Genomic DNA, 19,416 nt, shown 5'->3' with positions numbered 1-19,416 from the left:
TCTTCTCTAGTGAACTCTAAAAAAGAGCAACCTCACTTGAGAATCCAAAGGCGTGCGTATTGACACCGTCAGTAAATATATCATAACACACGAGGCCATTCAAGTTTTTTTCGTAGGTTTTTGATGAAATTTGAACAGTAATTCGATTTCTGTCTTCCCTTTATCCAATTTTCTCGCAATTTCTTCAATACTATAACCTTTTTCTTTCAATTCAAATACCTGCGAATGAAAAGATGGCTGATAGCTTTCCTTTTCATTCAGCTCAGGCAGGGTGTAGCTGGAGGAAGCTTCTTTGTCTGCGATAACTTTCTTTTCTGAGTGACTGTTAACTCTATCATTTCTGTTTTCCATTTGAGTGTTTTGAGAATCAGAAGGGGCACTTCTTTTCCTGACGAGGCTTTCCATTCGTTTATTTTCTTCCTTGATTTCCATTAAATACGAGGTGAAAAGATCCTCAATTTCTGATGCCACTTGTTTTTGTCTAAGTTCAAGTTCTTCAGTCTTGCGTACCTTTTTCATCATGATAAACAGTGCAAACAGTAGTACACCGTCAATGATAAAGCTGAAAATCAATAAAAACACTGTCATGTCTATCCTCACCATTCATTTCTGATCCTATTTCTTCTCATTTTCCATAACTCTCACTACTGCTGAATATAATTTCACCCTGCTCTAAAACAACATACACATCACGGTAACCTTTACTGGTCCGTAAGTGATACTTGCCGAATCCGATATCTAAAAATAAATGCTGCGTCACTTTTATGTAGGTGTTTCTTTAAGCTACACAATCGCTGTAAAGGATGAATAGATCTTGTCCAGCTTCCATTGAAGCCTGGTTGACAGATCCTTTTCTTACATCCTGGGCTGCTTATATGAGAGCTTTCCCCATCCACAATACCATCAGATATATATGAATCGATCCGCCAGCTTCCATTTTTGCCGCTTCCACCATACCATAAATCGTAATTTTTTTCGTGAAAAACAGATAGTTTCGCTTCCTTCAGCTCCATACCCTGACCTGCCTAAACGGTTACAATTTCTTGCAGCGCACCTTTTAGCTTATAGATCGCTTTCGCATGGATTTGGGAGATCCGGGAGGTGGTCAATTCTAAAACCTGACCGATCTCTGTTAAAGTAAGCTCTTCATGATAGAAAAGACTGATGACGAGTTGCTCCTTCTCGTTTAATCGGTCGATCTCTCTCGCTAATTCTTCATAGTTTTCCTTTTTGATCACTGATTCCGATGGAGTGAATGTTCGATCATCCGGAATCGAATATCCGATCCCTTCTTTTTGATCCTCTCTTCCATCATTCGATTTTTCTTCCATAGAAAGCACATTTGCAAAAAGAGAATCCTTGACGGTCTCCTCCACTTCTTCTGGAGATATGTTCAGAGATTCAGCAATTTCATTGGCTGTTACCGGACGTTGCAATTCCTGCTCCAGCTTTTCTGTCATCTGTTCAATTTTTTTAGATCGGTCTCTTACTGATCTCGGAAGCCAGTCTTCTTTTCGTAAACCATCCATGATCGACCCTCTGATACGGAAGGATGCATACGTATCAAACTTCAGATCTCTTGTTCGATCAAATTTTTTCAGTGCATCATAAAGCCCTAACATTCCTAAACTTCTCACATCATCTTTGCTTACGCTCTTAGGTAAATGAGCGGAGATCCGCTGGACATGGTAGCTCACTAAATAGTCGTACTGCTGTACCAATTGATTTGCGGCCTCTCCATCCTGTTCATGTGTCCATAGATTCCACCACTGTTGTTCTTGAGGAGATAAACAGCTGGCCATTCCAATCCTCCCCGTCCTTTAGTTGGTTATTATTACTAAGCTCTTTACGAGTCTTCATTCAATAATTCACGCACCATTTTCGATGTTTCCTCTGCATCCATTTCCGTGGATGCTGCTGTTTGAGCCGAGTCTTGACTGTTTTCTGTTGTTTCGTTAGGTGCAGTGACGAGACTCCAAAATGACCGAAACACATAAGATAGTACAAAAAAACTAAAAAAACCTATGGTCCCTCTATAGATCGCTGTATCAAAAGTTGTCACTTTAGCGCTGATTGTACATACGAATAGAAAACCAAAAACCGCCGCCCATAAATTCCACAGAAGTGTCCCTTTCATCAAATCACACTTTCCCCTTGATTCACTTTCCTTATATGCAGGGCTGTTGTTTCAGGATTGAATTCAATCGTGCGCCCGCATCCCCCGCCGACGTCTTCAGCCAAAATCGGTATATGAAGGGATTGAAGATTCCCTTTCACCGCTTCCACGTTTCTCGGGCCTATGCGCATCATGTCACTGGAAGAGGTGAATTGGAACATTTGTGCCCCCCCTGCCAGTTTCGCTTTTAAACGGTAGGATGAAGCTCCAGCACATTTGAGGGCTGTCATCAGATCTTCGATGGCTGTATCTGCATATTTCGCCCTTTTCAGCCCATGCTTTTTCGCAAGGGAAGACTCAGGCAGCATAATATGAGCCATCCCCGCCAATTTTTTCACTTCATCGTAAAGGACGATACCGACACAAGACCCAAGCCCTGATGTACGGATCAAATCTGGAGAATGAACAATTCCCATATCTCCGATACCAATTCTTACAATCTGTCCTTCCTTAATCATCTTCACGCACTCCTAAGGAAGAAAAAATCTTCTGATAGGAGGAAGGATCGGGAAAAAGGAAGAAATGACCTTCCAGGAATTCACCTTCCCCTCCTTCTCCATCCGTTAGAGAAGTCTTGATGACAATGGCTGCATCACTCACTTGGGAGAGTTCAATTAACCCCATACTTAAAATAGCCCCCACCATATCTTGAGAAATCGATGGAACCGTTGATTGAATATCCAATTCTGTGAAATCGCAAAGCGCGGTAAGGTATGCACCTGATAGGATATTCCCTAATTCCTGGAGAGCAGACAAAGCCATTTCAGAATCCCCATCAAAACCTTCGGAGGAGTTGGTCATAAGCTCTACAAAGTGATGGGCTTGGAAAGGAGCCATGATAAAGAACATGGTGCCCGGAGCCTCCCCTTCCATCCTTTGGAAAATGCTGACCACTTCTTTATCTGCTCCACCAGCAAGATCCATCACTTGATCAAAGTCCACCACTTCTACCCCTGGGACATGCATCTCTATTTTCTTATGAAGCAGTTTGGACAGAGATGTAGCCGCATGACCTGAGCCTATATTGCCGATTTCTTTCAAGACGTCCAATTGAACCGGACCAAATCGTTCAGTGAAATTCTTTGGATTAGACATAAAGCTCATTCAACTCATGGACGTCATCTTTGGCAAGAACTTTTTCTAAATTCAACAAAATGAACAGCCGCTGATCCATTTTGGATACCCCTTGGATATACGCCACCTCAACCGTGCCTACCACTTCTGGTGGAGGCTCGATGCTTTCTTCATCAAGATCCAGAACATCGTTTGCCGCATCCACGATCAAACCGACATTCATATCATGTATTTTCACTGTGATGATCCTTGTCGCATCAGTATCGTTTACTTCTTCGATCCCGAACCTCTCTCTCAAGTCGATGACTGGTGTTACAACCCCCCTGAGGTTCAGTACCCCTTTTACAAATGATTTTGTGCCTGGGACACGGGTGATTGGCATCATCCGCTCGATGGAACCCACAAGATTAACCGGTACGGTGTATTCCTCATCATTGATTTGAAATACGATCACTTTCAGTTTTTTGTTTTCTTCTGTCACTTTCTGTTCCCTCCTTTGTTACTTGATTAAAGCATTGCTATCCAGGATTAATGCCACTTGTCCGTCTCCTAGAATAGTCGCTCCTGAAATGGCGAAAGCACCAGATAAGTAATCACCGAGAGACTTTAAGACGACTTCTTGCTGCCCAATGAAAGAATTGACGACGAGAGCGGCCATCTTTTCTCCTTTTCTAACGATAACCACGGAGTAGTAATCCTCTTCTTCCAATTCTTCCGGTACATCCAGTACATCTTTTAAAAAGACGAGAGGAACGACTTTTCCTCGGAAGTCGATAACTTTTTTGTTATGGGCGTGCATGATCTCTTCTTTTTTCACAATGGCCGTTTCAATAATCGATGAAAGAGGAACAGCGTATTTTTCCTTTTGCACTTCTACAAGCATGACGGAAATGATTGAAAGGGTGAGGGGCAACTGGATAGAGAATACACTCCCCTCATCCGGCACTGAATCAACAGAAATATTACCGCCAAGAGACTCAATCGTGCTTTTCACAACATCAAGTCCTACCCCTCTACCGGACACATCAGAAATCGTGTCAGCAGTGGAAAAACCGCTTTCCATGATTAAATCGTACACTTGAGAGTCGGTCATTGCCGCTGCCTGTTCTTCTGTGACCACATGATTGCTTACCGCTTTTTGGACGACTTTGTCCCGTGCTATGCCGCCGCCATCATCAGAGATTTCAATGAAAACATGATTTCCACTATGATAAGCTTTCAGTTCTAGCTTTCCTGTGGCAGACTTGCCTTTGGCTTCTCTTTCTCCCGGACCTTCAATACCGTGATCGATCGCGTTCCGAATGAGGTGGACGAGTGGATCACCGATTTCATCGATGACGGTCCGATCCAGTTCTGTTTCTGCCCCGACCACACTCAAATCGATTTTCTTATTCAAATCCTTAGAGAGCTGGCGGACCATTCTCGGAAATCGATTAAACACTTGCTCGACCGGGACCATACGCATGTTCAGGATAATGCTTTGCAAGTCCCCGGAAATCCTTGTCATTCTTTCGACCGTTTCACGCAGTTCAATGTGCTTCAGATCATCAGATATTTGTTCAAGGCGTCCCCGGTCAATGACAAGCTCCTCAAACAAATTCATAAGAGCATCCAGTCGATCAATGTTGATGCGAATCGTTTTGTTCCCTACCTGCTTTCCATCTTTCTCTTCTTTTTGAGCAGTCGGCTTTTCTTGTGCCGCCATTTCTTTTTGTGAGGGCTTCGATTCATCTTTCGTTTCTTCAGAAATTTGGTAGACAGTAACATGAACATTTTCAATTTCGGATACTTTTTTAATTTTACTCTCTATGTCCTCTGCTGCATCTTCTGTCACAAGTAAAACGTGAAAGGTGGTTTCAAATTCTTCGTTTTCCAATGCTTCTACAGAAGGGGAAGACTTGATGACATCTCCTGCTTGCTCCAATATTTCAAAGACCATATAGACACGTGCGGCCTTTAAAAGACAATCCTCTCTTAATGCCACTTCAATCTGGTAATTGTTTTTTCCTAGTTCACTAGATTGTTCCAGGGCTGCTTTTGTATATTCATCAATCGAAAGCGTGGGGACGGTTTCAGCCTGCTGTGGTGCGACTGCCACCAAAGCGACGGCTGAACCTCCGCTCCCGTTTTCAATATTCTTCAAAAGCTCGACGACCCTCTCGACATTTCTTTCTCCGGATCCGCCTTCTGAAATATCGATGACCATCGCTTCCAAATCATCGACAGAATCAAAAACGACATCCAAAATGCCTTCGTCCACCGTCACTTTCTCATTCCGGACCGCATCAAGGACATTTTCCATTTTATGTGTCAAATTAGAAAGGTCTTGGTAACCCATCGTTGCCGACATGCCTTTTAATGTATGAGCAGACCTGAAGATTTCATTGACAATGGAAAGGTCCTGAGGGTTCTTTTCCAAATGTAACAGTTGGTCGTTGATAGATTGCAAGTGCTCTTTACTTTCATCAATAAAAACTTCCAAGTACTGATTGGTTTCCATAGGACTACCTCCTTTTATTTTGAAGAGATTCTACAATACTGCGACTGATTTCATTTAATTTCTGGACATCATCGGCAAGACCTGATTTCACAATCGCTTTTGGCATGCCGTACACGACACAGGTGCTTTCATCTTCTGCGATCGTGCAAACCGCTCTTCCTTGTTCCTTCATGGCGAGGATGCCTTCTAAACCATCAGCCCCCATCCCTGTCATGATGACAGCGGTTGTGGAGATTCCTGGCAGTTTTGCAATGGAAGAGAACATCACATTCACCGAAGGTCTATGTCCATTCAGGGGTCTGGCTTCATTTAAATGAATGACGAGGCTTTGGTTATGCTTTACAACTTCCATGTGGTAGCCACCGGGTGCGATATAGGCAACACCTTTATGTATTTCCTCCATATGTTCGGCTTCCTTCACTGAAATTTCAGACAGTCGATCAAGACGCGAAGCCAACGTTTTCGTAAATCCTCTCGGCATATGTTGAACAACTAAGATCGGTGCAGGAACGCTTCCGGGGAGAGATGTCAAAACTTCCTGCAAAGCTCTAGGTCCCCCTGTGGAGGTGCCGATGGCAATGAGATGCCCTTCCTCTTTCATATCGTCAGGGACACGAACTTTTTCACTAGAGCTTTCGGATGGTGGATTCACCTTGGCCTCTCCTGCAATAAGAACCTTACGGACGACATCTTTGTCTACCTTTTCCATATCAAGGGAAATAGAGCCGGATGGCTTTTGTATGAAGTCCACTGCTCCAAAACTCATGGCTTTCATCGTGCTTTCCGCTCCCTCTTGAGTCAAACTTGACACCATCACTACAGGGAGGGGGGAACTTTCCATGATCTTTTTTAATGCCTCTAATCCGTCCATCACCGGCATTTCAATATCCATCGTTACGACATCAGGACGTAAGACATCCAATTTTTTCAGACAATCTTTACCGTTCCTCGCCGTCCCGACTACATGTATCCGGCGGTCTTTTTTTAAAATGTCCGTCAAAACACGCCTCATGAAGGCGGAATCATCGACGATTAATACCCTAATCTGCTTCATCTCTCTACCTCTCAAAAACAAATCTCTTTAATTTATCTACGAACGAAAGGGGGGACTCCTGAGAGTGGCTTTCGTTCAAATAATCACGCACCATCTCCTCAAGGGATCGGCTTACTTTGCTTTTAGGCCTGTCAATCACAAATGGTCGCTGTTTATTGACCGCTTCAAGTACAGACCTGTCATCAGGTAAAACACCTAACAAAGCCACTTCCGCTTCTAAGAATCTGTTGACTACAAGGGATAGTCGATCGAAAGTAGCCCTGCCATTTTTCTCGTTAAGCGAACGGTTCACAAGGATTTTTATCGGCAGACTTTTGTCATTATGTACAAGATGCTTAATCATCGCGTAACCGTCCGTTAACGAAGTGGGTTCAGGAGTAGTAACAACGATCGCCTCATGGGCCGAGCTGATAAAATGCAGGCTGTCCTGAGTTACTCCAGCGCCCATGTCGAAGAGGATATAATCAAAAGACTTGGTCAGCTCTTCGAATTCGCTTTGAAAATAGGCGAATTTTGCTTGATCAAGTTCAAAAATGTGAGAGAGCCCCGAACCGCCAGCAATATAAGATAAAGATTCTGGTCCTAGTTCGACAATATCACGAATCGACATTTCTTCCCGAAACAAGTCGACAAATGTACGTCTTGGTGATTTTCCCATCAAAATATCGATGTTTCCCATGCCGATATCCAGATCAAAGATCAAAACTTTTTTGTCATTTCTCATGAGCTGCAATGCAAAGTTGATGCAAAAATTCGACTTCCCCACACCGCCTTTTCCACTAGCAATGGCTATGGTTTTGGCTTGTTTTTCCCCTTCCATTCCTTGTATTCGCCTGCGAAGGACTTCAGCTTGATCTTTCATTTGCAAACCCCTCCATAATCTCTCTTGCAAGACCCATGGCCGAGGCTGTCTTAATGTCATCCGGTACATTTTGACCATCTGTCAAATAAGCGACTCCTACATCATGAGTAAGGACCATGTTTACGGCATTGCCCTTCCGTGCGGTTTCATCCGCTTTCGTGAAAATCAACTGATGGATCGGAATATCGTTGAATTGTTCGAGGATCTCGCTCATGTCGGCGAATTTACTCGTCAATCCTAAGACAAGGAAATTATCCGATTCCTCGTCAAAATCGATCATTTTCTGAAGTTCATGGATAAAGGATGGATCTCTGAAGTTCCTTCCTGCCGTATCGACAAGGACGAGGTCAAAGTCTTGAAAACGGTCCTTTGCCTTCTTATAGTCCTCCATGCTATAAGCTACTTCGAGTGGAATATCCAAAATTTTTGCATATGTCTTCAACTGATCGATCGCAGCAATGCGATAAGTATCTGTTGTAATGAAACCTACCTTTAGTTGGTGGTTTAAAGCTGCATCCGCTGCAAGTTTCGCTAAAGTCGTCGTCTTCCCAACTCCCGTCGGTCCAACTAAATGGATGAATTTCTTATCATAAGCAGGCTTTCCAAACTTCTTTTGCTTCATAGATTCATACAGTTCCAGTCTCAGGAGGTTTTCAACCTCGGCTAAATCGTCAAGGCTGCCTCCCTTTTCTAATAGACGTTCAATCGTCTTTCCCGCCACATCTTCAGAGATTTCCTGTCCTAAAAGGAACTGATAGGCCATTTCTAGCTTTTCAGGATAGGCTTCTTTACGATTTTGAATTAAAGACCTTAGATTTTTCAATTCTTCCATGATTTCAAGGTTCGGGTTGAGGGGCGACACCGGTTCTTCATTTCTCTCGACCGGCTTTGTCTCATGCTTCGTTTGGTGCTCATCAGACGGATCAATGGCAGCAATGACTTCTGTGATATCTTTTTTGAACAGGCCTAAAAACCCACCTGACTTCTTCACTTTGGAATTTAAGATCACTGCATCTGTCCCCAATTCGGTTCTCACTTTTTTCATGGCTTCCGGCATTGTCGCAGCTTGAAATTTTTTTACTCTCACGCTACATTCACCACCCCTACACTCTGGACTTCTACCGTTGGTTCTAATTCGTTATAAGATAAAACAACGACTTGTGGTAAGAAACGATCGAGAAGTTGCTTCACATACATCCTTACCGCTGGTGAGCATAGAAGAATGGCTGTTTCTTCCTGTAAGGACATTTGTTCCACCTGTTCTGCAATCGCTGTAATAATGGTTTGCTGACTCTCAGGATCAAGGGCTAGATAACTTCCATGCTCTGTCTGCTGAATATGATCGGCAATGATTTTTTCCACTTTTCCAGAAACGGTAATAACTTTCACTAATTGATCGTCTTTTTTATACTGGTTCGTAATTTGCGCAGATAAAGATTGTCTCGCATATTCAGCTAACAGCTCTGTATCATTGGTCATTTTCGCAAAATCAGCGAGCGTTTCAAAAATGACAGGCAAGTTTTTCACAGAGACATTTTCTCGTAATAATTTCGCCAGGACCTTTTGTACATCTCCGACACGAAGCGGTTCTGGCGTTACTTCTTCAACGAGTATCGGATAGGATTCTTTCAAATGATCGATCAACTGCTGTGTTTCCTGTCTTCCGAGCAGCGCATGAGCCTGCTGTTTAATGACTTCAGTAATATGTGTCGATACGACAGATGGCGGATCCACAACCGTATAACCAGATAATTCCGCTTCATCTTTCTGGTCTTCTGTAATCCATTTTGCCGGAAGACCAAACGCAGGCTCCTGGGTATCAATGCCATCGATGCCATCATCATCTCCTGGACTCATCGCTAAGTAATGGTCCAATAAAAGCTCACCTTGAGCTACTTCGTTCCCTTTCACTTTCAGGCGGTACTCATTCGGATTCAGCTGAATATTATCTCTGATCCTTACTACCGGGATGACTATTCCTAGTTCGATTGCCAACTGTCTTCGTATCATGACGATCCGGTCAAGGAGATCCCCTCCCTGGTTCGTATCCGCAATCGGGATCAAGGCATATCCGAATTCAAACTCAATCGGATCCATGCTGATCAAGTTCACAACGCTTTCTGGTGATTTCATTTGATCGCTCTCCGATTCATCCATCTCTTCTGGCTCTTCGAATTCCGGCTCTTTTTCCTGTCGGGATAACCAATACCCCCCGAAAGCGAGAACAGCAGCAATCAGAGTTGTCAGGAAGATTGGAATCGGTGTCAAACCAAGAAGGAAGATGGTTACCGCAGCAATGTAAAGCAACTTCGGATACCGAAGCAGCTGACTCGTGACATCTGTACTCAAATTACCTTCAGAGGCCACCCTCGTTACAACGATACCCGTCGCTGTCGATATGAGAAGGGCAGGAATTTGACTGACGAGACCGTCCCCTACCGTGAGACGCATGTATGTATCAATCGCTTCACTGAAAGACATCCCCATCTGCACCATACCGATAATCAGCCCGAAGATGATGTTGATTAAAACGATGATGATTCCAGCGATGGCATCCCCTTTAACGAATTTACTCGCCCCGTCCATCGCTCCATAGAAGTCGGCTTCATTTTCAATTTTCTCTCTACGTTCTTTTGCCTGGTGTTCGTTGATCATTCCTGCATTAAGGTCTGCATCTATACTCATCTGTTTTCCCGGCATCGCGTCCAATGTGAAACGAGCCGCAACCTCAGATACCCTTTCGGCACCTTTCGTGATGACGAGAAATTGGATGATGACCAAAATGACAAACACTACAAACCCGACAAGTGGGTTGCCGCCAATGACGAACGTTCCAAATGTCGCAATGACTCCCCCCGCTTCTGCTTCTGAGAGAATGGAACGAGTGGTTGAAACATTCAATCCCAGTCGGAATAAAGTTAGTAATAATAACAAAGTCGGGAAGACGGCAAACTGCAGAGCTTCATCCATGTTCATAGACACAAGGATGACAATCAGGGCTAGGGTAATATTGATTAGGATAAAAAAGCTAAGGAGCCAACCCGGCAATGGTATGACAAGCATGACGATAATTAAGATCACGCCGATAAGTACAGATAAATCTCTTGCTGACATAAGGGTTTACTCCTTTCTTACATTTTTCTTTCTAATTGATAGACGTAAGCCAGCACTTCAGCAACAGCTTTATAAAACTGTTCATCAATCGGCTGGTCAATTTCTGAATGCTGGTACAAAGCTCTCGCCAACGGTCTATTTTCCACGGTGACCACGTCATTCGATTTCGCCACTTCTTTGATTTTTAGAGCGATAAAATCTACGCCCATCGCGACAACATATGGAGCATCTGACTTCGCTTCATCATACTTGATGGCGATCGCATAGTGAGTGGGATTGGTAATGACAACATCGGCATCCGGCACCTCACTCATCATCCTCGCAGCAGACATCTGCCGCTGTTTTTCCTTGATTTTAGCTTTGATTTGAGGATCACCTTCGATGTTCTTATGCTCATCCTTGATGTCTTTTTTGGACATGCGGATATTTTTTTCATGGTCGTATTTCTGATAGGTATAATCAAGGACGGATAAGATCAACAAGGCTAAGGCAGATGCCAGTCCCATGATAGTCGTAATCGTTCCGAAAAATGCCAGTGCGTCTTCCACCGATTTTTGTGACATCATCATCATTTGATCTTTGTTAACCCAAATGATGGCAAAGGTGATGACGCCGACCATACTGATTTTCAAGAGCGATTTCAGGAGCTCGACCAATGCCCTTGCTGAAAAAATCCTTTTCGCACCTTTGATAGGGTCCAATTTTTTTAGATCCATTTTCAAGGGTTCTCCTGTAAACATGATCCCCACCTGAAGGAGATTCGAAGCAATCCCAGCAACGAGCGCTACACCCATAATCGGCGCGATGATTTTTGATATTTCCACGGTCATTTCTACAAACATGGCATGGGTCTGTTCTTGAGAAAGATCTTTATGTATGTACTCATTAAAGGCCACTTTGTACATGCCTTTCAGTGTTCCTTCCATATAACCACCGAGAAGGAAAAGTGTTCCGAATATAAGGAGCAGCAAGAACCCCGTATTCACATCCTGACTCTTCGGGACCTGTCCTTTTTTTCTTGTATCTTCCCGTTTCTTTGGTGTCGCTTTCTCTGTTTTCTCATCCGCAGCAAAATACTGGAGATCAAGCTTTAACCAAACCATTATTCTCAACCTCCCAATACTTGCATAAGGTCACGCATTGTCGTCAGCATCGTTTCAAATAATTTCCTAATAAGCATCACGTAAAATGTCATCGCTATGACAAGAACAGAGAGCGCAACAAAAATTTTCAAAGGTAATCCAACGACAAAAACATTCAGCTGAGGGACGGTTCTCGCAATAATTCCGAGAGCAATATCCACTAAAAACAGACACCCTACGATCGGTATGGCCATGAGAAAGGCAATGACGAACATTTGATTGAAGGATTGAATGACGAAAAGGATCCAACCTTCTTCCCTTAATGGCAAAAATTGATCAATGGCAATCACTTCATAGCTGTAGAACACACCATCAATCATCAAATGATGACCATCAACTGCTAATATAAATAAAAGGGTAACGATATATAAATACTGCCCAATCAATGGACTTTGAGCCCCGGTTTGCGGGTCAATCACGTTAGCAATGGCAAAGCCCATCTGAAAATCGATGAAACCTCCAGCGATTTGTATCGCGGAAAGAATGATGTAGGCTAAGAGGCCGACACCGATCCCTACAGCCATCTCTTTGAACAATAAGAGAAAATACTCCCCGTCAATGATCAGTTCAGGTGCAGGAACCGTGAAGTACATGATCGCAGCCAAGAAAAAGCTGAACGCGACTTTATGTCTTGTCGGAACTGTCCGATATGAAAAAAGAGGAAGCGTGACGAAAAAAGACGTCACCCTGACTAATATAAGCAAAAACGCTGGCACATTGGCCAAATCTATCGTATCCAGCATGTTATCCCACCAGGATATTCAAGTTGTTAAAAATATTGGCGGTGAATTCAACCATATTGGTCAGCATCCACGGCCCAAAGACAATGAGACCGATCATAACCGCTACGATTTTTGGTATAAACGCAAGCGTCTGTTCCTGAATTTGAGTGGTTGCCTGAAAAATACTCACAAGCAATCCGATGGCAAGTGCCAAAATCAATAAGGGGCCAGATATGAGGAGGACGGTATAAATGCCTTCTTTCGCAAACGATATCACCATATTACTGTTCATTCTCTAAACCTCCGATCTTAAAAGCCTTCCAATAATGATTTTGATATTAAATACCAACCATCCACTAAAACAAAGAGTAGAATTTTAAATGGTAAAGAGATCATGACTGGTGGAAGCATCATCATTCCCATGGACATAAGGACACTAGCGACCGCCATATCAATGACGAGAAATGGAACAAAGATCATGAATCCCATTTGAAATGCCGTTTTCAATTCACTGATGGCAAATGCGGGAACAAGAGTCGTCAACGGGACGTCCTGTATGCTTTCAGGTGCTTCCAAGCCTGAATAATTCATAAACAAAGCCAGATCCTTTTGTCTCGTATGTTTTCCCATGAATTCTTTCATAGGTTCACTCGCTTCCTCATAGGCTTCATCCAATGTAATCTCTTCATTAAAGAGCGGCGTCAATGCTTGTTCATTCACTTCCTGAAACGTAGGAGCCATAATGAAGAATGTGAGAAATAATGCGATACCGATGAGGACTTGATTGGGGGGCATGGATTGAGTAGCCAATGAAGTCCTGACAAAAGACAAGACGATCAAAATCCTTGTAAAGCTTGTCATTAATATTAAAATTCCCGGCGCCAAGGATAGGACCGTCAGCAATAGAAGCAATTTGACAGAAGTTGCCACGCTCTCCGGGTCGGAGCTTGAGAAGATATCAATGAATTCATTCATAATCAGAATCCCTCCTCTTCTCATCCATGACTTTTTTCCTTTTATCTTTCATATCGTTCAATTGATTTTCAAACAGCTGCTGAAATTGTATAGAAGAATGGCTTTCTGATTCTTTCCTGTCTTTCCATTTGTCTGTCCATTTTTTTATGTTCAATTGAGGGGAGGGACCACCATTCAGATCTTGATTTATCAACGTCTGTTTCGTCTCTTCTTCAGTAATTTCTGTAATGATCTGTACCGTTTCCCCTACTCCTAGAATAAAGACCTGCCCTCCAATGCGGACAGCCTGGATGGAGCGGTTCGGACCCAGGTTCATCCCACCGAGATTTTCCATCGTGCGGTTTTGATTGAACATTTTATTTTTTTGATTAAAGAACTTAAGCAATCCATATAGGAGAGCCACCACAAAAATCAATGCAAAGATGAGCTTAACCACATTCCACACAAGACTGCCCCCGGCATCCATTTCAACAGGGGAATCTGATGTTTGCTGATCTTCCTCCTGTCCACCTTCAGATGAAGGACAACCCTCGAGTTGAGGGTTCTCCATACATTCAAAGGCCGTGGGCTGTGCAAGTCCTTGTCCAGGAAACACACCCATCATCAGGATGAACAGAATAGCTGCAACTGTCACTCTTGATGTATAAACCATGCGCATTCCTTCTTAACTCAACGCTTTTTGGATAGCCTCGATCACTCGATCAGCCTGGAATGGTTTTACGATAAAATCTTTCGCTCCAGCTTGAATGGCATCCACTACCATGGCTTGTTGTCCCATAGCCGAACACATAATTACTTTGGCATCCGGGTATTGGCCTTTGATTTCTTTCAATGCCGTGATTCCATCCATCTCCGGCATGGTAATATCCATCGTGACCAAATCCGGTTGCTCCTCTTTATAAAGCTCTACTGCTTTCTTACCGTCTTCCGCTTCTCCAGCAATTTCATAGCCATTTTTCGTTAAAATATCTTTCACCATCATTCTCATAAATGCCGCATCGTCTACGATTAATATTCTTTCTGCCATGTTAAATCCTCCCTAGTAATCCATTGTTTATCGTAATTTTGTCAAACGTTCTTTCGGACTCAAAATATCCGTCACCCGTACGCCGAAGTTCTCATCAATGACGACAACTTCTCCTTTGGCCATCAGTTTCTCATTGACATGGATGTCCACGGGCTCTCCAGCTAATTTATCAAGTTCGAGCACGGAACCTGATGATAATTCCAATATTTCTCTTACGGAACGCTTTGTACGTCCAAGCTCTACCGTTACCTTCAATGGAATGTCCATCAACATATCCAAGTTCTTTTGCTCGGACCCATTCAATTGAACAGGACTGAAACTTTGAAATTCTGCCGTTTGGACATTTGCATCTTCTGCTGTTTGGCCGGCTGGTCCTCCTACATATTGCGGGGAATGAGGGGCCTCTTTTGTAGTAGAAGATTCATAGAATGTGTTCTCAGGCATGCTTTGCCTCTGTTCTTCTTGCTTCTGTGAAGAAGGCTGTTCTTGCACCTGTTCAGGTTCACTCTTTGAAGATGGTTCTTCTGAAGCCTTGAAGCTCTCTCCAACAGTGGGTTCTTCCTGCTGTGGATTCATTAATTCTTCTACAAGCTCTTTCGCAAAGCTCACAGGGATGAGCTGCATGATATTTGAATCAATTAAATTTCCTACTCTGAGCTGGAAGGACACTTTTACAAGCACTTCCTCATCAGGAATCTTATGCGTTCCTTCATCCTCTTCCAAATCCAACACATCAATGGCCGGCGGAGATATGTCTACTTTTTTGTTAAAAATCGTGGACATACTTGTAGCCGCAGATCCCATCATCTGATTCATCGCTTCCTGTACGGCGCTCAATGCAATTTCATTCAAATGTTCATCTGGATCTGTACCGTCACCGCCCAGCATCAAATCGGCAATGATTGCGGCATCCTTCGTTCGAATGACGAGTACATTTTCCCCTGAAAAACCATGGGTATAGGTAACGCCGATCGCTACGTGCGGCTTCGGAAATTCATCAGGTAGATCTTTCCTTTCCAACACCGTAATCTGCGGCGTCGTAATATCCACCTTTTGGTTCAATAGCGAAGAGAGTGCAGTCGCTGAACTTCCGAATGAAATGTTGCCGATCTCACCTAAAGCGTCTTCCTCCAGCGGCGAAATCGTTTCTTCCTCTGCTAAACTCGAGGGTCCCTCTTCGTTGTCCGTGTCACCCCCGCCGTTCAATAGCGCATCAATTTCATCTTGGGATAACATATCATCACTCATTTTCTCCGGCACCCCCTTGATATTCCTCTAACACTTGCACAGCCAGCTTATTTTTGGATTTCCCTGGCTGTATGTAAAATTTCACTTCATCATCAACTTTCATTTTCAGCGGTTGGTCGATCGGCTGGTCGAGTCGAATGACATCTTCTTTACCTAAGCCCAAAAATTGCTCTATGCTCATGTCGGCCTCTCCCAATACCGCCCGAACATCCAATTCCGCTTCCTTAATCGTATGGCTGATCGCTTGCACTTCCTCTGGATCGCGATTTTTCGGCTTTTCTTTTTGCATCCAGTAGTGAACGGATAACCTTGGGATAATCGGTTCTAATACGACATGCGGTATACATATATTGATCATTCCGCTAGTCTCGCCTATGGTCGTGTTTAATGACACGACGACTACGGTTTCATTTGGTGAAACCATCTGCAAAAATTGCGGATTCACTTCAAATTCTTCCAGTAAAGGATCGATATCGACAATCGATCCCCATGCTTCTTGATAATTTTCCAAGGACCTTTCAAAAAGATGGGACATGATCGTTGTTTCAATTTCGGTCAGATTCTCCACTTTGTTGACGCTGCTTCCTTTACCTCCAAGCACACGATCCATCATGGCATAAGAAACGTTTGGGTTTGCTTCTAATAAAATCCGTCCTTCAAGGGGAGGCACGCTGAAAATATTCAGGATCGTCATCGTAGGAATCGATCGGATAAATTCTTCATAAGGCAACTGATCCACCGATGCCACTTCAATGTTCACATAAGTTCTCAGCTGCGCTGAAAAATAGGTCGTCAACAACCTGGAAAAATTTTCATGTATTCGTGTTAAGCTTCTGATCTGATCTTTAGAAAAGCGGAGCGCTCTCTTAAAATCATAAACCCTTACCTTCTTTTCCTTTTTTTCTTTCTTTAGCTCTTCTGCATCCATCTCCCCAGTAGACAGGGCCGAAAGCAATGAATCGATTTCATTCTGCGAGAGAACCTCTTCTGCCAAAACCTCACCCCCCTTTCTTTTTCTCTATTATTGAAGGACTTTGTTTACCGTGTAGACGTCTGTGACTTCTCCTTCAGACATGAATTCATTCAGTTTCAATTTCACCTTTGCTTCAAGGTCTGATAATCCGGACTGAAACGTCTCTGAATCCATGGTCGATAATTCTTTCAGCAAAACATTCTGCATTTGAAAATCTCTCTTTTTTAATTCTTCCATAGACTCTTTGCTGTCCGTCACGACACGGAAGCTGATGCGGACATAATCTCCGTTTTGCAAGTCTGTGGTAATCTCTTCTGTTAAAAAAGAGGCTTCACGAATATCATCGATCGATCGATCTCTACTCGCTTCGCTTTCTCCATTAAAATTGAGCACAAGCACAAGCGCTACGACACCGATGACAGTCAAAGTACTTAGCGTAATCACCATCACTTTAAATCCATTCATTTGTCTTCACCTGCCTTGTCTGACGCCCTGACCAGACCGATTTCTTTGTAAAACCTAGTGACCTGCTCAACCACCTGTCCTTCACTCTCTTTCACAAGGAACGTCCGGCCGGTGGTTGTTATCACTGTCGTATCAGGGTTCGATTGGATCTGCTCTATGTAGATTGCGTTGAAAGTAAAAGGCTGACCGTTTAATTTAGTTAAAGTAATCATCGTTATATAGAGAGGGGCGTTTATTTAGGCCCCTCTATCCCCTTTTATCGTTTCAAGTTGACGAGCTCTTGTAAGATTTCATCAGATGTCGTGATGATTCTTGTGTTGGCCTGGAACCCACGTTGAGCGGTGATCATTTCAGTGAAAGATTCAGCAAGATCGACGTTGGACATCTCCAGGGCTCCTGATACTGTCTGCCCTGTCCCGTTTTGTCCAGGGGCAATTAAATCATCTACGCCGGCTAAACCTTCGCCGTCAAGGGAGTAAACTCCAGCGTTATTGGTATTTTGAAACGCATTTCCTCCTATTTTTTGAAGCCCACTAGGGTTAGAGAATTGTGCCAATCGAATCTGACCGGCAACGGCCGTATTGCCTGTACTATCGATGTAATTGACTGTGCCATCGGTCTGGATGCTGAAACTTTGAGCATCTGTAGGAATAGTGATTGCGCCTGCTCCTCCATCTTCTCCATTTTGACCAATCAGGTATTTACCTTCCCCATTTACAATGGCACCATCACTATCCAGATAAAAGTTCCCTGCGCGTGTAAAAGATAAATTTACTGCTTGGAGGTCAAGAGCATCGTCCTCAGTTGAAATGGGAAGGTCTTCTGTTCCTTCACCCAAAACGAACATTCCATCTCCCTCTAAAGCTAAATCCAAGGGACGGTTTGTCGTTTGTCTGTTCCCTTGTGTATGGATCGTATCAATAGAACCTACTTGAGAACCAAGCCCCACTTGAGAAGGATTCAAACCTCCTCTGATATTTTCGCCCTCAGCCAATGCAGTCGGCCCTTGAGCTGCAGACATCGTCTGACTCATCATATCCTGAAAAGTGACCCTTCCTTTTTTGAAACCATATGTGTTGACGTTTGCGATGTTATTCCCAATCGTATCGAGCTTTGTCTGAAAACCTTTCATACCAGAAATCCCTGAATACATTGAACGTAGCATTTTGACGACATTCCTTTCCTTCGGTAGATTCATCTGCATCGATCGGTCAGCAGATGGTCAAGGCCTCCCGTTCAGGGTCCAGCCTATTCGTTTACAAAAATCGTTCCATTAATGTTCGTGAAAATTTGAGATTGCGTTTCACTGCGGTCCATAGCTGTCACGACCGTTCGATTCTTAGAGCTCACCACAAGTGTCGCTTCGTTGAGCACAACTAATGATTGGTCCACACCTTTTTTATTAGCTTCAGTCATTTTCTCTCCGATTTTTGACCAGGTTTGTTCACTGATCTCAATCTTACGGTCTCTTATCCGCTCCATCGCATGTTTACTCACTTTGATCTCTTTCGCTTCCTGAAGAAACTGTTGAAAGGGAACGTTAGGTTTCTGATTCAGCGGTCCCTTTTTCGGTATGGGTAACGGTCGATGTAGTGATTGAATGCGCGGGTCCATGTTATTCCTCTTCGACCGGGGTCTCAGAATTACCGTCCACTTCACCGACTTTAGTAATGTATTCTACTGAGATTTTCTCCCCTGATTTAAGTTCTAAGTACGTTTCTGCCCCATTCTGATTGACTGCTTGAACAACATCTGTTTCTGTGCGATCCAATAATCCTGTTTCCTGATCATAAACAGGATAAGAGACTTCTTTTCCAATCAATCCACTATATTGAATAAGCGGAGGGAGATTCTGATTGTCCATGAATCTTTGAAAAGACTGCGACATATTGGTCATCTGTTCCAAGCTTGAGAACTCTGTCATTTGAGAAATGAACTCTTTGTCTTTCATAGGGTCCAACGGATTTTGGTTTTTAATTTGGGCCATGAGGATTTTCAAGAAGTCATCCTTACCGAGCGTACTGCTTCCAGAACTACGAACCTGCTGACTTTTCAAATATAGAGAAGGATCAATACTTGTCATA

General features: G+C 43.4%; 24 protein-coding genes. All 24 read right to left on the bottom strand.

Annotation, left to right across the window (positions count from 1 at the left end):
• Window positions 1–99: 99 nt before the first annotated feature.
• Window positions 100–588 (bottom strand): DUF6115 domain-containing protein, encoded by a 489-nt coding sequence (locus DYE48_RS08160; protein ID WP_115823207.1) that lies wholly within the window; start codon window positions 586–588, stop codon window positions 100–102.
• A 437-nt stretch (window positions 589–1,025) separates the two neighbouring features.
• Complete coding sequence (locus tag DYE48_RS08155) at window positions 1,026–1,802, bottom strand: FliA/WhiG family RNA polymerase sigma factor (RefSeq protein ID WP_115823206.1); 777 nt, start codon at window positions 1,800–1,802, stop codon at window positions 1,026–1,028.
• 44 nt (window positions 1,803–1,846) lie between these two features.
• The gene (locus tag DYE48_RS08150) at window positions 1,847–2,140 is read right to left on the bottom strand and encodes a hypothetical protein (protein ID WP_115823205.1); all 294 of its coding nucleotides are present in this window, start codon (window positions 2,138–2,140) and stop codon (window positions 1,847–1,849) included.
• Window positions 2,137–2,634: a chemotaxis protein CheD gene (locus DYE48_RS08145; RefSeq protein WP_115823204.1), complete on the bottom strand. Its 498-nt coding sequence runs from the start codon at window positions 2,632–2,634 to the stop codon at window positions 2,137–2,139. The genes DYE48_RS08150 and DYE48_RS08145 overlap by 4 nt, the downstream gene beginning before the upstream one ends.
• Window positions 2,627–3,271 carry a chemotaxis protein CheC gene (locus DYE48_RS08140; protein WP_115823203.1) on the bottom strand — a complete coding sequence of 215 codons (645 nt, stop codon included), beginning with the start codon at window positions 3,269–3,271 and terminating at the stop codon, window positions 2,627–2,629. Before DYE48_RS08140 ends, DYE48_RS08145 begins: the two co-directional genes overlap by 8 nt.
• Entirely contained in the window at window positions 3,264–3,731 is a 468-nt protein-coding gene (locus DYE48_RS08135) for a chemotaxis protein CheW (protein ID WP_115823202.1), read from the bottom strand. The genes DYE48_RS08140 and DYE48_RS08135 overlap by 8 nt, the downstream gene beginning before the upstream one ends.
• A gap of 18 nt (window positions 3,732–3,749) precedes the next feature.
• Complete coding sequence (locus DYE48_RS08130) at window positions 3,750–5,750, bottom strand: chemotaxis protein CheA (RefSeq protein WP_115823201.1); 2,001 nt, start codon at window positions 5,748–5,750, stop codon at window positions 3,750–3,752.
• A 4-nt stretch (window positions 5,751–5,754) separates the two neighbouring features.
• Window positions 5,755–6,804, bottom strand: coding sequence for a protein-glutamate methylesterase/protein-glutamine glutaminase (locus DYE48_RS08125; RefSeq protein WP_115823200.1), 1,050 nt, complete (start codon window positions 6,802–6,804; stop codon window positions 5,755–5,757).
• A gap of 4 nt (window positions 6,805–6,808) precedes the next feature.
• Complete coding sequence (locus DYE48_RS08120; RefSeq protein ID WP_115823199.1) at window positions 6,809–7,666, bottom strand: MinD/ParA family protein; 858 nt, start codon at window positions 7,664–7,666, stop codon at window positions 6,809–6,811.
• Complete coding sequence (flhF, locus tag DYE48_RS08115) at window positions 7,650–8,753, bottom strand: flagellar biosynthesis GTPase FlhF (protein WP_115823198.1); 1,104 nt, start codon at window positions 8,751–8,753, stop codon at window positions 7,650–7,652. The genes DYE48_RS08120 and flhF overlap by 17 nt, the downstream gene beginning before the upstream one ends.
• A complete protein-coding gene (flhA, locus tag DYE48_RS08110; protein WP_089652400.1) occupies window positions 8,750–10,780 on the bottom strand; it encodes a flagellar biosynthesis protein FlhA in 2,031 nt (676 codons plus the stop codon). The genes flhF and flhA overlap by 4 nt, the downstream gene beginning before the upstream one ends.
• A 17-nt stretch (window positions 10,781–10,797) precedes the next feature.
• Window positions 10,798–11,883 (bottom strand): flagellar biosynthesis protein FlhB, encoded by a 1,086-nt coding sequence (gene flhB / locus DYE48_RS08105; RefSeq protein ID WP_115823197.1) that lies wholly within the window; start codon window positions 11,881–11,883, stop codon window positions 10,798–10,800.
• A 5-nt stretch (window positions 11,884–11,888) separates the two neighbouring features.
• On the bottom strand, window positions 11,889–12,665 hold the full coding sequence (fliR, locus tag DYE48_RS08100; RefSeq protein WP_115823196.1) for a flagellar biosynthetic protein FliR: 777 nt from the start codon (window positions 12,663–12,665) through the stop codon (window positions 11,889–11,891).
• A 1-nt stretch (window position 12,666) separates the two neighbouring features.
• Complete coding sequence (gene fliQ / locus DYE48_RS08095; RefSeq protein WP_089652403.1) at window positions 12,667–12,936, bottom strand: flagellar biosynthesis protein FliQ; 270 nt, start codon at window positions 12,934–12,936, stop codon at window positions 12,667–12,669.
• A 17-nt stretch (window positions 12,937–12,953) separates the two neighbouring features.
• Window positions 12,954–13,619 carry a flagellar type III secretion system pore protein FliP gene (gene fliP, locus DYE48_RS08090; protein WP_089652404.1) on the bottom strand — a complete coding sequence of 222 codons (666 nt, stop codon included), beginning with the start codon at window positions 13,617–13,619 and terminating at the stop codon, window positions 12,954–12,956.
• Window positions 13,612–14,271, bottom strand: a complete 660-nt coding sequence (locus DYE48_RS08085) for a flagellar biosynthetic protein FliO (protein ID WP_167449473.1) — start codon at window positions 14,269–14,271, stop codon at window positions 13,612–13,614. Before DYE48_RS08085 ends, fliP begins: the two co-directional genes overlap by 8 nt.
• A 12-nt stretch (window positions 14,272–14,283) precedes the next feature.
• Window positions 14,284–14,646 (bottom strand): response regulator, encoded by a 363-nt coding sequence (locus DYE48_RS08080; protein ID WP_089652406.1) that lies wholly within the window; start codon window positions 14,644–14,646, stop codon window positions 14,284–14,286.
• Window positions 14,647–14,673: 27 nt separating this feature from the next.
• The gene (gene fliY, locus DYE48_RS08075; RefSeq protein ID WP_115823194.1) at window positions 14,674–15,894 is read right to left on the bottom strand and encodes a flagellar motor switch phosphatase FliY; all 1,221 of its coding nucleotides are present in this window, start codon (window positions 15,892–15,894) and stop codon (window positions 14,674–14,676) included.
• Window positions 15,887–16,888 (bottom strand): flagellar motor switch protein FliM, encoded by a 1,002-nt coding sequence (gene fliM, locus DYE48_RS08070; protein WP_089652408.1) that lies wholly within the window; start codon window positions 16,886–16,888, stop codon window positions 15,887–15,889. The genes fliY and fliM overlap by 8 nt, the downstream gene beginning before the upstream one ends.
• Before the next feature lie 27 nt (window positions 16,889–16,915).
• Entirely contained in the window at window positions 16,916–17,332 is a 417-nt protein-coding gene (fliL, locus tag DYE48_RS08065; RefSeq protein WP_115823193.1) for a flagellar basal body-associated protein FliL, read from the bottom strand.
• Complete coding sequence (locus DYE48_RS08060; protein ID WP_115823192.1) at window positions 17,329–17,544, bottom strand: flagellar FlbD family protein; 216 nt, start codon at window positions 17,542–17,544, stop codon at window positions 17,329–17,331. Before DYE48_RS08060 ends, fliL begins: the two co-directional genes overlap by 4 nt.
• A 44-nt stretch (window positions 17,545–17,588) precedes the next feature.
• Entirely contained in the window at window positions 17,589–18,497 is a 909-nt protein-coding gene (gene flgG, locus DYE48_RS08055; RefSeq protein WP_115823357.1) for a flagellar basal body rod protein FlgG, read from the bottom strand.
• 83 nt (window positions 18,498–18,580) lie between these two features.
• A complete protein-coding gene (locus DYE48_RS08050; RefSeq protein ID WP_115823191.1) occupies window positions 18,581–18,946 on the bottom strand; it encodes a TIGR02530 family flagellar biosynthesis protein in 366 nt (121 codons plus the stop codon).
• A 1-nt stretch (window position 18,947) separates the two neighbouring features.
• Window positions 18,948–19,415, bottom strand: a complete 468-nt coding sequence (gene flgD, locus DYE48_RS08045; protein WP_115823190.1) for a flagellar hook assembly protein FlgD — start codon at window positions 19,413–19,415, stop codon at window positions 18,948–18,950.
• Window position 19,416: the final 1 nt, after the last annotated feature.

Source organism: Halobacillus trueperi (assembly GCF_003386945.1).
GTDB lineage: Bacteria > Bacillota > Bacilli > Bacillales > Halobacillaceae > Halobacillus > Halobacillus aidingensis.
The sequence above is the reverse complement of the archived record's forward strand: the minus strand, read 5'-3'. Positions and strand labels throughout refer to the sequence as shown.